13 protein-coding genes and 1 pseudogene are annotated in these 13,642 nt (G+C 68.9%); 7 read left to right on the top strand and 7 right to left on the bottom strand.

Annotated elements, in window-relative coordinates; translation table 11 throughout:
- Nucleotides 1–27: 27 nt before the first annotated feature.
- Together B7P44_RS30070 and B7P44_RS30075 are read left to right on the top strand one after the other, a co-directional pair.
- Entirely contained in the window at nt 28–1,677 is a 1,650-nt protein-coding gene (locus B7P44_RS30070) for a hypothetical protein (RefSeq protein ID WP_084909492.1), read from the top strand.
- 146 nt (nt 1,678–1,823) lie between these two features.
- The gene (locus tag B7P44_RS30075; RefSeq protein ID WP_193834322.1) at nt 1,824–2,432 is read left to right on the top strand and encodes a hypothetical protein; all 609 of its coding nucleotides are present in this window, start codon (nt 1,824–1,826) and stop codon (nt 2,430–2,432) included.
- Between the two features lie 61 nt (nt 2,433–2,493).
- Here the strand turns inward: B7P44_RS30075 and B7P44_RS30080 are convergent, their stop codons facing one another.
- From B7P44_RS30080 to B7P44_RS30100, 5 genes are all read right to left on the bottom strand, one after another.
- Nucleotides 2,494–2,679 carry a DUF1289 domain-containing protein gene (locus B7P44_RS30080; protein WP_193834323.1) on the bottom strand — a complete coding sequence of 62 codons (186 nt, stop codon included), beginning with the start codon at nt 2,677–2,679 and terminating at the stop codon, nt 2,494–2,496.
- A gap of 2 nt (nt 2,680–2,681) precedes the next feature.
- Complete coding sequence (gene dmeF, locus B7P44_RS30085) at nt 2,682–3,962, bottom strand: CDF family Co(II)/Ni(II) efflux transporter DmeF (RefSeq protein WP_084909494.1); 1,281 nt, start codon at nt 3,960–3,962, stop codon at nt 2,682–2,684.
- A gap of 12 nt (nt 3,963–3,974) precedes the next feature.
- Nucleotides 3,975–4,250 (bottom strand): metal/formaldehyde-sensitive transcriptional repressor, encoded by a 276-nt coding sequence (locus B7P44_RS30090; RefSeq protein WP_084909495.1) that lies wholly within the window; start codon nt 4,248–4,250, stop codon nt 3,975–3,977.
- Nucleotides 4,251–4,625: 375 nt separating this feature from the next.
- A complete protein-coding gene (locus B7P44_RS30095; protein WP_084909496.1) occupies nt 4,626–5,111 on the bottom strand; it encodes an OsmC family protein in 486 nt (161 codons plus the stop codon).
- A gap of 43 nt (nt 5,112–5,154) precedes the next feature.
- Nucleotides 5,155–6,087: a 2-hydroxyacid dehydrogenase gene (locus B7P44_RS30100; RefSeq protein ID WP_084909497.1), complete on the bottom strand. Its 933-nt coding sequence runs from the start codon at nt 6,085–6,087 to the stop codon at nt 5,155–5,157.
- Nucleotides 6,088–6,253: 166 nt separating this feature from the next.
- Between B7P44_RS30100 and osmF the strand changes: the two genes are divergently transcribed.
- The 5 genes from osmF (at nt 6,254) to B7P44_RS30125 (ending at nt 10,903) form a co-directional block, all read left to right on the top strand.
- Entirely contained in the window at nt 6,254–7,177 is a 924-nt protein-coding gene (gene osmF, locus B7P44_RS30105; protein ID WP_084909498.1) for a glycine betaine ABC transporter substrate-binding protein OsmF, read from the top strand.
- Nucleotides 7,174–8,352 (top strand): ABC transporter permease, encoded by a 1,179-nt coding sequence (locus B7P44_RS30110; protein ID WP_084909499.1) that lies wholly within the window; start codon nt 7,174–7,176, stop codon nt 8,350–8,352. Before osmF ends, B7P44_RS30110 begins: the two co-directional genes overlap by 4 nt.
- Complete coding sequence (locus B7P44_RS30115) at nt 8,349–9,338, top strand: ABC transporter ATP-binding protein (protein ID WP_084909500.1); 990 nt, start codon at nt 8,349–8,351, stop codon at nt 9,336–9,338. Before B7P44_RS30110 ends, B7P44_RS30115 begins: the two co-directional genes overlap by 4 nt.
- On the top strand, nt 9,335–10,096 hold the full coding sequence (locus B7P44_RS30120) for an ABC transporter permease (protein ID WP_084909501.1): 762 nt from the start codon (nt 9,335–9,337) through the stop codon (nt 10,094–10,096). Before B7P44_RS30115 ends, B7P44_RS30120 begins: the two co-directional genes overlap by 4 nt.
- 150 nt (nt 10,097–10,246) lie before the next feature.
- Nucleotides 10,247–10,903, top strand: a complete 657-nt coding sequence (locus B7P44_RS30125) for a transglycosylase SLT domain-containing protein (protein ID WP_084909502.1) — start codon at nt 10,247–10,249, stop codon at nt 10,901–10,903.
- A 25-nt stretch (nt 10,904–10,928) separates the two neighbouring features.
- Here the strand turns inward: B7P44_RS30125 and B7P44_RS30130 are convergent.
- Together B7P44_RS30130 and B7P44_RS30135 are read right to left on the bottom strand one after the other, a co-directional pair.
- Nucleotides 10,929–12,079, bottom strand: a pseudogene (locus B7P44_RS30130) (branched-chain amino acid ABC transporter substrate-binding protein).
- 118 nt (nt 12,080–12,197) lie between these two features.
- A complete protein-coding gene (locus tag B7P44_RS30135; RefSeq protein WP_084909503.1) occupies nt 12,198–13,427 on the bottom strand; it encodes an NAD(P)/FAD-dependent oxidoreductase in 1,230 nt (409 codons plus the stop codon).
- Nucleotides 13,428–13,642: the final 215 nt, after the last annotated feature.

Here is a 13,642-nt window from a genome sequence, read left to right on the forward strand (position 1 = left end):
ACCGATCCATTCAGGAGGCACGTCGTCATGTTGAAGTCGGTTCAGCAGTCAACGCAATCGTCCACCGTCGCCGATTCGAACCGGAGCGCGTCGGACCCATCGTCGAGCCGGTCGGGCCAGCGGCCGAGGCGCTCGCTCGGCGCGTTCTCGCACGGGCAGTTGCGCAGCGCGCGCGAAACGGCCAATCAAGCCCGCAACGACGAACCGCCGCGGTTGCCGCCGCTATCGCTCGGCGAGCCGCTTTCGCTCGGCGGCATCGTCGGCGAGCCTCTGCCTCCTCCACCGTCACCGCCACCTACGCCTACGCCGCCGACCGCGACCCGGCAGACCGCCCCGCCGCCGCCCGCCACGGACGCATTCCACGTGCCGCGCCCCGAGCGCCAGCCCGGCCAGGCCTACGACCGCAGCAAGCCGGGCTTCACGCTCGCCGAGACGAACGGCATCCGCCCGCTCGCGCCGCTGTTCAGCGCCACCGCCGCCAATCAGCACGGCGCAGTCGCGACCGGCCTCGCGATCGGCGGGCTCGGGGCCGGCCTCGCGCACGAGACGGTCGGCGCCGGCATGAACGGCCATGCGCTGTTCGCATCGTGGCGCAAGCGCCAGCGCTACGACCGGCAGTTGACGGCGATGCGCGATCGCGACGTCGCGGCGTTCAGCGGCGCCGCCGTCGGCAGCGATGCGCGTCGGCTCGACCGGCTGATGCTCACGCGCGATCGCAAGGGCAAGCTCGACTACGACCTCGACAAGGTGATGAAGCTCGCGTCGAACGACGATCCGCTACTCGCGGCGCAAAGCGCGCATGCGAAGGACGTGCTGCTGACGCTGTACATCCGCCACGAAGTCGCCGGCAAGCGGATGAGCCGCGCCGCCTACGAGGTCGGACGCAACGCGCTCGGCATTGCGTCGGGCGCGGCGCTGATCGCCGGCACGCACGGGCTCGCGGCCGCGCCGGCGAGCGCGGCCGCCCTCGGAGCTAAGCAGGCGGGCTTCGCGCTCGCGCTGGTGAACGCCCTCGACATCGGCAAGGGCGTGCGTGGCCTGAAGCAGCGGATGCGCAACGACAAGGCGCGCGAGATCGACCGCGACGCGCTGCGTAGCCGCATGACGCTCGATACGCGCGACATCGACGACGAGACGCCCGACGAAGCGATCAAGGGCATCCACGCGGTGCAGAAGGACAACGGCCGGATCGAAGCCGACCGCAAGCGGTTCGGCAAGGTCTTCCCGGGTCGCTGGATCAACGAGAAGAAATCGACGACCAACAAGAACGAGATGGCCGACCTGACGGCCAAGCATGCGATGACGATCGTCGATCGCAGCATCGATCGCTTCGCCGGCGCAGGCGATACGAAGCTGCATGCGTTCTACGAGGGCATTCATGCGAAGAACGCATCGACGTCGCAGAAGAAGCGCGCGCTGCGCGATGCGATCGACGGCGACGCCGATCTCGTCGACGCGTTCCACCTGATGCGCGATCTCGGCATGCGCGACGGCGAGGCGCGCGTCGCGATCGAAAGCCTGATCGCGCGGCGCATCGAGATCGGTCTCGCGAACGATGCGACGACGTCGCGCGCCCGCGCGACGGATTCAGGCCGGAAGTACGCTGAGCAGGCGTCATCGGGCGAGCGCGCGCCCGACGACGTCACGGCGATGCGCACGGTGCTGCAGCGGCGATGAGCGAACGACGCGCGCGTCCGGCATTTCGCGTTCGCGCCGAGCGCTTCGCGCACCCGGCCATCGTCCCCGCTGCGACGCGCATCATCCCTGTGTCGCGCGCCACCGTGCCCGACGCACTTTCCTCCTCCTGATCGAAGGTACCGACCATGCCAGTCAACAATATCTCCGGCGGCAGCACCACGCCGCTGCACACGTCCTCCACGACTTCCTCATCGAGCAGTGAGTCGCAGCCGACCACGCAGCCGCATACCCGACCGCCGGTCGGCGGGCCGCTGGGCGCGCTGCAGAATCGCGGCGGTCAGTCGACGCCGCTCGACCGCCGCGAGGGCGTGACGAACGAGGCTGGCAGATACGCGGAGCAACAGGGCGCGACGTACTATTCGGCGGCTGTGCAAGGGGTCAGCACGGTGCTGCAGAACAACCGGCTCGGCATCACGCAGCAGTCGCACGACAGCGTGCTGGGAAATCTCGACGGCATCGCACAAGGCAAGCAGACGCACACCGGCGCGCACATGACCGAAAGTCTGTCGTTCGGCAAAGACGCGATCAAGCATTTTCAGAATGGAGAGCTCCGGGACGGCGTGGTCACCGCGGCCGGTTCGGCGCTCAATGCCGCGGCTTCGCTGACCTTCGGGCCCGGGCGCGATCTCCAGACGGCCCTGCAGCATCGGGATCCGAAGGTCCGCGTGGACGCAATGGCGAGCCTGCATCAGGACTTCGCCATGCTGTCCGATTTCACGAAGGAGCACGACTGACGCATTCGATGCAGCGCGTGGCGTGCCGGCCGCTTCCGTTCACGCGGGAGCGGCGGCGCGCTCAACCGGACGTTTCGCGAACCAGCTTGGTCCGCCGCCTGGCGCCTTCATTCACGATCTGGTGGCGCCGATGGTCGGTCATCTTCTTCCACGTGCGTGCCTCTTCCCGCGTACGAAGGCAGGCCACGCAATAGCCGGTTTTGCCGTCGAACGAGCAAACCTCGACGCAGGGCGACTTGACTGCCATGTTCAGCGAACCCGCGCGGCCGGCACGACCTCGACGGTGACGTGCGAGAGATCCTTGAAGCGCTGGAGCAGGCCGTGATAGAAGCGTGAATCCCGCGTGGCATCGTCAGTCGCGACGGACACGACCGCGCTCATGTGCCCCGGCCCGAGACGCCAGACGTGCAGATCGCTGACGCTGTCGCCGCCGCCTTCGATCGCGGTGCGCACGTTGTCCGCCAACCGGCGGTCCGAATTCATGTCGAGCAGAATGCCGCCGGTGTCGCGCATCAGGCCGTACGACCAGTTCGCGATCACCAGCGCGCCCACGATACCTGCGAGCGGGTCCATCCAGATCCAGCCGAAAGCGCGCGCAAGCAGCAAGCCGATGATGGTCAGAACGGAAACCGCTGCATCCGCGATCACGTGGATATAGGTAGAGCGGATGTTGTGGTCCCTCGCCACGGACGCATGCGCTTCGTGGTCGTGCTCCTCGAATGCCAATGCGTGCGTGTTGTCGTTCAATTGAACGATTGCCTTGAACTGGTGAGGCTCGGGAATGTCCTCGGCCGATTCCAGGTAGCCGCCGCGGTCCTCCATCGCGAATGTCTGTCGGCTGCCGTCCGGACGGATCGTCGTGATCGACGCGGTCGCAATGTCGCCGAGCTTCGTGCCGTCTGTCGCAGGGCCAATCCGGAATACAGGCGGGACCCCCTCCTCGAATACCGATACGAGGAACACGCCGTGCCGATCGAAGACCCGCTGCGCTTCCTCTTCGTGGCCGTGGTCGTCGTGAGCATGACCATGATGATGACCGTGGCTGTGACCATGACTGTGGCCATGGTGGTCGCCGCTCAACAGCCAGACGCTCGCGATGTTGACGAGCAGACCGACCACCGCAATCGGAATCGCTTCGCCGAAATGGATCGGCACGGGTGACAGAAGGCGGCTGACTGCTTCATACCCGATCAGCAGCGCGATCATCGCAAGCACGATGGCGCTGGTGAAACCCGCCAGGTCCCCGAGTTTCCCCGTGCCGAACACGAACCGCGGATCGCTCGCATGCTTGCGCGCATAGGTGTACGCAAGCGCGGCGATCAGCATCGCGCCGGCATGCGTCGACATGTGCAGCCCGTCCGCCACCAGCGCCAGCGAGCCGAAAATCGACCCGCCGACGATCTCGGCCACCATCATTGCCGCGCAGAGTCCGATGACCATCCAGGTCCTGCGCTCGTTCTGCTCGTGCGCCGCGCCGAGAAAGATGTGGTCATGTCCCGCGCCGAAGGCGACATCCCTGAATTCGCTCATTTCCTTGTCCGATTACTTGAAGTAGCTATGTACGACGTCGATCAGCTGTTCGGTGGCGCTGCCCTCATGCGCGTCGGGTTCGTCGGCGTCGACCAGATGGGTTCGAATGTGATCTTCGAGTACGACCGCGAGCAGGCCGTTCATTGCGCCGCGGCAGCTCGTGATGAGCTGCAGGACATCGTTGCAGCCGCGCTCTTCCTCGAGCGCCCGCTCGATGGCCTCGACCTGCCCCTTGATGCGGCGTACCCGATTCAGCAGCTTCTGTTTTTCCCTGACGGTGTGACTCATGGCGATCCTCGCAAATACGGTGGGGGAGTATATATCCGAATGATTGCCCATATAGGGTAGAGGGGTATATGTCAGGCGAATGCAAGGTGGGCGCCCCGCGCGGGCCCGAGGTTTCGGGCGGCGGGGTCGAATCGGCGACACGGCTCGGTACGAGCGCGATCACCCATGACCGGGCGTGGGGAAACACCGACGTGAAACGGCCGGGTCAGACGCGAAAGAACGGAAACCCTGATGATCGCCTGGACCAGAGCAGGAGTACGTTTCGAACTCGCGGCAACGGGGGGCGTTGCCGCTACCTGACGATGACGAATGGGGCTGTCGGTCTGCCGGAGCGAGCAGACCGGTCGTCAAAGTCCTGCTGCCTCATGCTGTCACTCAAACTGCCCCGCGATGCTCCCACGTCCCTTCGATATCGATCACCGTGCGCACCGAGTTCGCGAGAAAGCATTCCTCATGCGCCGCATGATGCAGCGCCCTCACCTCGTCGTCCGTCGGCGTGCGTTCACCGCCGAACGTCACGGCCGGTTTCAGCACGACGCGCGTCACCACCTCCTTGCCCGCGTCGTTCTTCTCCATCGTGCCTTCCGCCGCGTCGCGATAGCGCGTGACGACGAAGCGCTGCTGCGCGGCGACCGACAGGAACCACAGCATGTGGCAGCTCGACAGCGCCGCGATGTACGCTTCCTCGGGATCGACCGCGGCGGGGTCCGAGAACGGCACCCGCACCACGTGCGGCGAGCTCGACGCGGGCACCGTCACGCCGCCGTCGAAACGCCATTCGTGTCGGCGGCTGTAGCGGTTGTCGGTGAACTTCTCGTCCGGTCCTGCCTGCCATTCGACTTCTGCGAAATACGTGGACATCGTGGTTCCTTCGTTGACGAAAAAATCGTGGCGCGCGCAGCGCTCAAACCGGCGTCAGCACCGGCTCGCCGGCGAAATGCCGCGCCGCGTTGTCGAGAAACTGCCGCACCGAGCGATCGAACGCGTCGGGCGACCAGCCGCCCAGGTGCGGCGTCAGCACGACGTTGTCGAGCTCGACCAGCGCGCGCGGCGGATCGGGCTCGCCTTCATACACGTCGAGCCCCGCGCCCGCGAGCCGGCCTTCGCGCAGCGCGTCCGCCAGAGCAGCGGTATCGACGACGCTGCCGCGCGACACGTTGACGAGAAAGCCGTCCGGGCCGAGCGCGTCGAGCACGTCGCGGCCGATCAGGTGCCGGGTGAGCGCGCCGCCCGGCGTCGCGACGATCAGGAAGTCCGCCCAGCGCGCCAGCGCATCGAGCCGGTCGAAATAGCGGTACGGCGCGCCGTCCTTCGGCGTGCGATTGTGATAGCCGGTCTCGAGATCGAAGCCGGCCGCGCGGCGCGCGATCTTCTCGCCGATCCTGCCGAGCCCGACGATGCCGAGCTTGCGGCCGGAAACGTTCGGCGGCATCGGCAACGCGTCGCGCCAGACGCCCGCGCGGGTCGCGGCATCGAGCCGCACGACGCCGCGCACGGCCGCCAGCAGCAGCGCGAACGCGTGATCGGCGACGCAGTCGTCGTTGGTGCCCGCGCCGGTCACCACCACCACGCCGCGCGTCTTCGCATGCGCGACGTCGATGTGCTCATGGCCCGCGCCGAGTGCGCTGATGAGGGTCAGCCTGGGCATCCGGTCGATCTCGGCGGCGGTGAGGCCCGTACTGCCGTTGGTCAGCACCGCGCGGATCGCGCCGCCATGCTCCGCGATCGCGCATTCGCGCGCGTCGCCGGTCGGCGCATCGAGCACGTCGAACGACGCGGCGATCTCGCGATGCGCGCCGTCGCGCAACGGGATCAGGACCAGCAGTTGGGGCTTCATGGCTGAATTCCGCATCGGCAGGGATGCGTGGCAGTGTATAGCAAGACGTCGGGCCACGCCCGGGATAACCCGCACGCGCAACGGGTCGCGCGGTTTGCCAAAGCAGGCCCGGTCAAGTAAGTTTCGGCGTACGTCCCTTTCTTTTCACTCGCAGGAGATTGGCCCAATGAAGCATGTCCTGCCCGCCCGGATGCTGGGCCTCGCCGTCGCCGCCGCGCTTGCGGCGCCCGCCGTGCACGCCGCCGACGCCGTCGTCGTGTCGTCGAAGATCGATACCGAAGGCAACCTGCTCGGCAACCTGATCGCCCAGGTGCTGAAAGCACACGGCATTCCCGTCACCGAAAAGATCGCGCTCGGCGCGACGCCGATCGTGCGCAAGGCGCTCGTCAGCGGCGAGATCGACATCTATCCCGAGTACACGGGCAACGCCGCGTTCTTCTTCAACAAGGCCGACGACCCGGTGTGGAAGAACGCGAGCCAAGGCTACGACACCGCGAAGAAGCTCGACTACGCGGCCAATCACCTGGTCTGGCTGACGCCGTCGCCCGCCAACAATACGTGGGGCGTCGCGGTGCTCGCGCCGGTCGCACACGCGCAGCGCCTGAAGACGTTCACCGATTTCGGCAAGTGGATTACCGGCGGCGGCAAGGTCAAGCTCGCGGCGTCGGCCGAGTTCGTGAACAGCGCGTCCGCGCTGCCGTCGTTCGAGAAGGCGTACGGCTTCAAGCTGAAGCCGGACCAGCTCGTCGTGCTGTCCGGCGGCGACACGGCGGCGACCATCAAGGCCGCCGCGAACCAGACCGACGGCGTGAACGCGGCGATGGTCTACGGCACCGACGGCGGGATCGCGGCGAGCGGCCTCGCGGTGCTCGACGACGACAAGCACGTGCAGCCCGTCTACGCGCCGGCGCCGGTGATTCGCGAAACGGTGCTGAAGGCGCATCCGCAGATCGCCGACTACCTGAAGCCGGTGTTCGCGAGCCTCGACCTGAAGACGCTGCAGACGCTCAACAGCCGCATCCAGATCAACGGCGAGCCGGCCGCGGGCGTCGCCGCGCAATACCTGAAAGCGAAGGGCTTCGTCAAATGACGGCACGCGCGGCGGCCCGCGCGCGACGCGTCGCGATCGACAAGGTCGGCGTCCTCGCCGGCGCGCTGACGATCGGCGCGGTGCTGTTCGCGCCGTTCGTCGTGCTGCGGCCGAACCGGATCGCGGCGGGCGTCGGGTTGCCGGTGTTCGGCGCGCTGCCGGCCGCGCAGGCCGCTACGCTCGCCGCACTGTGGATCGCGGCCGCACTGTGGACGATGACGACGAGCCGGCCCGCATGGCGCCTCGCCGCCGGCTGCGGCCTGCTCGCGACGCTCGGCTACGCCGCCGGCGCGGCCGCGACGCATCTCGTCGCGCCCGACGACGCGCTCGCACGCGTGTCGCCGACCGCCGGCATCTGGCTGCTGCTGTTCGCGTGGGCCGTGCTGGTCGCCGATGCGCTCGCGCGGCTCGCGTTCGGGCCGTGGCGGCGGCTCGCCGCGCTGGCCGTCGCCGCCGCGGCGCTCGCGCTGCCGCTGTCGAGCGGCTGGTGGGACGGCCTGTCCGTGATGCGCGAATACGCGGTGCGCGGCGACGATTTCTGGCGCGAGGCCGTGCGGCACGTCGCGCTCGCCGGCGGCTCGGTCGCGGCGGCCTTCGTCGCGGGGCTGCCGCTCGGCATCGCGTGCGCGCGCGTCGCGGCCGTGCGCGCGGCGCTGCTGCCGGTCCTCAACGTCGTGCAGACGGTGCCGAGCATCGCGATGTACGGGCTGATGATGGCGCCGCTCGGCATGCTCGCCGCGCACGTGCCGCTCGCGGCCGCGCTCGGCGTGCGCGGGATCGGCGTCGCGCCGGCCGTGCTCGCGCTGTTCCTGTATTCGCTGCTGCCGATCGCGTCGAGCGTCGCGGTGGGGCTCGCGCAGGTGCCGGCGCATGTGACGGAAGCCGCGCGCGCGATGGGCATGACGGGCGCACAGCGCCTGCTGCAGGTCGACCTCGTGCTCGCGCTGCCGGTGATCCTGAGCGGCGTGCGCATCGTGCTGGTGCAGAACATCGGGCTGACCGCGGTCGCCGCGCTGATCGGCGGCGGCGGCTTCGGCACCTTCATCTTCCAGGGCATCGGGCAATCGGCCGCCGATCTCGTGCTGCTCGGCGCGATCCCGACGATCGCGCTCGCGCTGGTCGCCGCCGTCGTGTTCGAGGCCGCAACCGCGCTCGCGAGGGGACGCACCGCATGATCGAGATCGAACGCCTCGGCAAGCGCTTCGGCGAGCTCGTCGCGGTCGACGACGTGTCGCTGACGATGCAGCGCGGCACGATCACCGCGCTCGTCGGCGCATCGGGTAGCGGCAAGTCGACGCTGCTGCGGATGATCAACCGGCTGATCGCGCCGGGCGCCGGCACGGTTCGCATCGACGGCGTGGATACGGCGAGCGTGCCGCCCGAGCAGCTGCGGCGGCGCATCGGCTACGTGATCCAGGGCCACGGGCTGTTTCCGCACTGGAGCGTCGCGCGCAACATCGCGACCGTGCCGCGCCTGCTCGGCTGGGACGCCGCGCGCATCGACGCGCGCGTGCGCGAACTGCTCGCGCTCTTCAATCTCGCGCCGGACGAATTCGCGGACAAGCTGCCGCACGAGCTGTCGGGCGGCCAGCAGCAGCGCGTCGGCGTCGCGCGCGCGCTCGCGGCCGAGCCGGCGATGCTGCTGATGGACGAGCCGTTCGGCGCGCTCGATCCGATCATCCGCGGCAAGGCGCAGGACGACCTGCTCGCGCTGCAGCGGCGGCTCGGCATCACGGTCGTGCTCGTCACGCACGACATCGAGGAAGCGCTGAAGCTCGGCGACACGATCGCGGTGATGGACGGCGGCCGGCTGCTGCAGGTCGCGCCGCCCGCGGAGATCCTCGGCCGGCCGGCGGCGGGCGTCGTCGAGCAGCTCGTCGCGGGCGTCGACCGGCCGCTGCGCCTGCTCGCGCTGACGCCGGTCGGCGACGTGGCCGAGCCCGGCGTCGCGGACGGTCCGCCGATCGCCGCGACACGCTCGCTGCGCGACGCGATCTCGGAACTGCTGTGGCGCGGCGTCGATGCGCTGCCGGTCGTGGACGACGACAACGGGAACCCGTCCCCGCACCAGGCCGGAACCGGTCGCGGGCCGCGGGATGGCAACGGCGCGCGCCGCATCACGCTCGACGCGATCCGCGCGCACGCGCGGCGGCCCGGATGACGTTGCGGGCTGCGGCAACCGTCGCGCGGAAACTCGTGCCGGCCGCCGCACGCGCGGCCGCGCTCGCGCTGCTGCTCGTGCTGCTGTTGCGTCCGGCCTGGCTGCAGGGGCTGTTCGCGCCGTTCGCGGACCACGGCGCGCCCGTCATCTACGATCGCGCAAGCCTGCTCGACCTCACGCTCGCGCATCTCGGCACGGTCGCCGCGTCGAGCCTGATCGGCACGCTGATCGCGATCGCCGCCGGCATCGCGGTGACCCGGCCGTGGGGCGCGGATTTCCTGCCGGTCGCGCGCAGCGTCGTCAACATCGGCCAGACGTTTCCGCCGGTGGCCGTGCTCGCGCTCGCGGTGCCCGCGGTCGGCTTCGGTTTGAAGCCGGTGCTGATCGCGCTCGTACTGTACGGGCTCCTGCCGATTTTCGAGAGCACGATCGCGGGCATCGAGGACGTGCCGCGCGACGTCGTCGACGCCGCGCGCGGGATGGGGATGAGCGGCTGGCAGCAGCTGGCGTCGGTGGAGCTGCCGCTCGCGTTTCCGGTGATCGTCAACGGCATCCGCCTCGCGGTCGTCATCAACCTCGGCACCGCGACGATCGGCTCGACGGTCGCTGCGCGCGGGCTCGGCGACGTGATCATCGCCGGCCTGCAGACCGCGAATACCGCGTTCGTGCTGCAGGGCGGGATGATCGTCGGGCTGCTCGCGGTGCTGGTCAGCGACGCGATCGGCGCGATCGCCGGGATGGTGGGCCGGCGCGCGTAGTGGCGGCACGCCGTGAAGCACGCGCTTCATGTGGACTCCGATACGTGTCCGGACAACAACCTACATCCGGCTTTCATCCTGGCGCGGTTTGCGGACGATCGCGCCGATTGGCCGATATACTGTGCCCCTCCCGTTTCCACCACCCTGACCATGCGACGGTTTCCCTGGCTGATCGTATTCTTTCTCGGCAGTGCGCAATACGTGTCGGCGCAGCAGATGCCTGCGCAGCCGTTGCCCGCGCAACCGGCGTCCGCGCCTGCCGCTGCGGCTTCGGACGCTTCCGCGCCGCTGGCTGCCAATCAGCCGAACGAGGAAAACCGCCGCATCATCGGCTACCTGACGAAGAAGTTCGGCCTCGCCAGGGAAAAGGCCACGAAGCTCGCCGACATCGTGAACGCCACCGCGACGAAATACGCGCTGCCGCCGGCGCTCGTCTACGCGATCATCTCGATCGAATCGCGCTTCCAGGAAAAGGCGCGCGGCGGAGGCGGCGCGACCGGGCTGATGCAGGTGGTGCCCAGCGCGCACCGCGGGCTGCTGCGCAACGTGAAGGACCTGACCGAGCCGAACGCCAACGTCAATGCGGGCTCGGCGATCCTGTCCGGCTACGTGAAGGCCGCCGGCGGCGACATCGGCGCCGCGCTGAAGAGCTACGGCGGCACGCACGCGTATGCGTCGAAAGTGCTGCAACGCGTCGAGTCGTTCCGGTTCGTGCTCGAGCCGCGCGACGATGCGAACGCGGGCATGATCCCGGTGAGCGCGCCGGCGTCGGACGTTCGGGCGGTGTCCGTGCGCGATTCCCGGTAACGCGACACCGCCCTCGACCCCGCGCTCAGCTACCCGAGCCGCCCACCGTCCGGATGCTGTGCCACTGCCCCTGCTCGACGCGGAACAGCGTATACGGCGGCTTGATCAGGTCGCCTCGCTCGTCGAACGAGATCTTCCCCTTCACGCCCGTGACCGACACGCTCGGCATGCTCTGCACGATCTTGCCGCGATCGAGCGAATCGGCCTTGCGGATCGCCGCGATCATCGCCAGCGCCGCGTCGTACGCAAACGGCGCATACAGCTCGACGTCCTGGTTGAAGCGCGCCTTGTAGCGCTGCGCGAACGCCTGCGCCGACGGCAGCTTGTCGAGCGCCGGCCCCGGCTCCAGGTCCTGCGTGCCTTCGCCCGAGCTTCCGGCAATCTTCAGGAATGCGTTGCTTTTCAATGCGCCCGCGCCGAACAGCTGCGCACGAATGCCGAGCGAGCGCATCTGCTTGACGAGCATCGCGCCCTGCTCGTCGAGCCCGCCGAAGAACAGCAGGTCGATGTTGTCGCTCTTCAGCGTCGTCAGGATGCCGCGGAAATCGACCGCCTTGTCGTTCGTGTATTCACGGCTGACGACGGTGCCGTGCGCTTCCTTCACGCCTTTCTCGAACGCGTCGGCCAGCCCCTGTCCGAACGCGGTGCGGTCGTCGATGATGCCGATCCGCTTCGCCTTCAGCTGCTCGACCGCGAAGCGGCCCGCGACCACGCCGCCGATCCCGTCGTGTCCCATCGTGCGGAACACGTTCTTGAAGCCCTGCATCGTCAGCTGCGGATTCGTCGAGCCGGGCGTGATCATCACGACGTTCGCCTGCCGATACACGGCCGACGCCGGAATGCTGCAGCCCGAGTTGTAATGCCCGATCACGCCGGCCACGCCATCGTCGACGAGCTTCTGCCCGACCTGGATCGCGACGCGCGGATCGGCCTGGTCGTCCTGCACGTCGAGCACGTACTGCACCGGCTTGCCGCCGATCGTCGGGTGCTTCGCGTTTTCCTCGTCGAGCGCGAGCTGCGCACCGTATTGCAGATCCTTGCCGACCCGCGCGACCGGGCCCGTCAGCGGGCCGGCGAAGCCGATCTTGACGGTCTGGACACCGCCCCATGCGCGGACGCGGCGGCCGTGCCGATCGAGCAGACCGCCAGCCATATCAGCCAGTTACGACGATTCATGATGCCTCCTTGCGGTGATTGAAGTCGCGGGTCGTCATCCGTGCGACCGGCCGCTTCGATCGCGACGCCTCGAAGCTGTATCGGGAGCCGGGCGGCCGGCCCTCCCCGGCGGACCGCGTCAGAAACGCGCGGCCCGGTATGGCGTCAGGTCGAGCGGCGGCGCGCGCTGCGCGACCAGGTCCGCGACGATCCGTCCGCTGACGCCGGCCAGCGTCACGCCGAGGTGCTGATGGCCGAATGCATAGATCACGCGCTCGCTGCGCCGCGCCCGGCCCAGCACCGGCACGCCGTCCGGCAGCGTCGGGCGAAAGCCGAGCCAGCTGCGCGTCGGCGCGCCGAGCGTCGGCAACGCCTCGCGCGCGGAACGCGCGAGCAGGTCGACGAGCGCCGGGTTCTTGCCGGCGCGCAACCCGCCCAGCTCGACCGTGCCGGCCGCGCGCAGCCCCTCGTCGAGCGGCGTCATGTAGAAGCCGCGCTCGGCCCAGCCGACCGGCCGCGACACGACCTGCTCGCGATCCGCGAACTGCACGTGATAGCCGCGCTCGGTGTCGAGCGGCACGCGGTCGCCGCACGCCGCCGCGAACGGCGCGGAACGCGCGCCCGCCGCGATCACGACATGGTCGAACGTCCGCGTCGCGCCGCCGGCCAGCACCCGCACGCCGTCGCCCGCCGGCGCGACGTGCTCGACGTTCGCGCGTTCGAGCGTCACGCCGCCCTCCGCCAGATGCGCGAACAGCGCGCCAAGAAAGCCGTGCGGATCCGAGAAATGCCAGCTGCCGCCGAACAGCACGCCGCGCGCGAAGATCGGCGCGAGCGCCGGCTCCAGCCGGCGAACCCCGGCCGCATCGAGCGTCTCGAACGCGACGCCGAACCGTCGCCGCAACTCGAGCGCCGGCTGCGCCGCGTCGAACGACGCCTGCCGCGCGTACAGGTACAGGCATTCGCGCGGCCGCACGAATGCGGCGAGCCGCGGCGCGTCGAGCAGCGGCGCATAGCCGTCGCGGGCGAGCGCGAGCAGCGCGGCCAGTGCGCCCGCGCTGCGCAGGTGGCGCGCCGGCAGCGACGCGATCAGGAAGCGGATCAGCCACGGCGCGCCGCGCAGCAGGTACGGCCAGCGGATCCGCAGCGGGCTGTCGCGCCCGCACAGGTAGTGCGGGATCGCGCCGAACACCGACGGACTGTTCGGCGGCACGCACGCATAGGGCGCAAAGGTCGCCGCATTGCCGAACGACGCGCCCTCGCCGATGCCGGCCGCGTCGAACAGCGTCACGCGATGCCCGTCGCGCTGCAGCCAGGCCGCCGCACCGAGGCCGATGAAGCCCGCTCCGACAATCGCGACGTTCGCCATGACCGCCCTCCTTCCGGACCTAAAAAACACACAAAGATGGAATCAAGAATCACACATTGGATTTTTGTGTGCAATCAAAATTGCATTGTGTGGGGCCGGTGTTTACCCGATCGGATTTTCTTCTAAATGTCTGATTTTTATGATGATGTTTGACGTAACCGGGGTGTCGGATACAATCGCTGCAGGCAAACGCATCAGACAAACGCTTTTTGTGT

Source organism: Burkholderia ubonensis subsp. mesacidophila (assembly GCF_002097715.1).
In the GTDB taxonomy this organism is placed as follows: domain Bacteria; phylum Pseudomonadota; class Gammaproteobacteria; order Burkholderiales; family Burkholderiaceae; genus Burkholderia; species Burkholderia mesacidophila.

Excerpts from the sequence above, each read along its gene's own strand:
- B7P44_RS30070 (WP_084909492.1), top strand. The coding sequence starts at position 28 with ATGTTGAAGTCGGTTCAGCAGTCAACGCAATCGTCCACCGTCGCCGAT.
- B7P44_RS30075 (WP_193834322.1), top strand. The coding sequence starts at position 1,824 with ATGCCAGTCAACAATATCTCCGGCGGCAGCACCACGCCGCTGCACACG.
- B7P44_RS30080 (WP_193834323.1), bottom strand. The coding sequence starts at position 2,679 with ATGGCAGTCAAGTCGCCCTGCGTCGAGGTTTGCTCGTTCGACGGCAAA.
- dmeF (WP_084909494.1), bottom strand. The coding sequence starts at position 3,962 with ATGAGCGAATTCAGGGATGTCGCCTTCGGCGCGGGACATGACCACATC.
- B7P44_RS30090 (WP_084909495.1), bottom strand. The coding sequence starts at position 4,250 with ATGAGTCACACCGTCAGGGAAAAACAGAAGCTGCTGAATCGGGTACGC.
- B7P44_RS30095 (WP_084909496.1), bottom strand. The coding sequence starts at position 5,111 with ATGTCCACGTATTTCGCAGAAGTCGAATGGCAGGCAGGACCGGACGAG.
- B7P44_RS30100 (WP_084909497.1), bottom strand. The coding sequence starts at position 6,087 with ATGAAGCCCCAACTGCTGGTCCTGATCCCGTTGCGCGACGGCGCGCAT.
- osmF (WP_084909498.1), top strand. The coding sequence starts at position 6,254 with ATGAAGCATGTCCTGCCCGCCCGGATGCTGGGCCTCGCCGTCGCCGCC.
- B7P44_RS30110 (WP_084909499.1), top strand. The coding sequence starts at position 7,174 with ATGACGGCACGCGCGGCGGCCCGCGCGCGACGCGTCGCGATCGACAAG.
- B7P44_RS30115 (WP_084909500.1), top strand. The coding sequence starts at position 8,349 with ATGATCGAGATCGAACGCCTCGGCAAGCGCTTCGGCGAGCTCGTCGCG.
- B7P44_RS30120 (WP_084909501.1), top strand. The coding sequence starts at position 9,335 with ATGACGTTGCGGGCTGCGGCAACCGTCGCGCGGAAACTCGTGCCGGCC.
- B7P44_RS30125 (WP_084909502.1), top strand. The coding sequence starts at position 10,247 with ATGCGACGGTTTCCCTGGCTGATCGTATTCTTTCTCGGCAGTGCGCAA.
- B7P44_RS30135 (WP_084909503.1), bottom strand. The coding sequence starts at position 13,427 with ATGGCGAACGTCGCGATTGTCGGAGCGGGCTTCATCGGCCTCGGTGCG.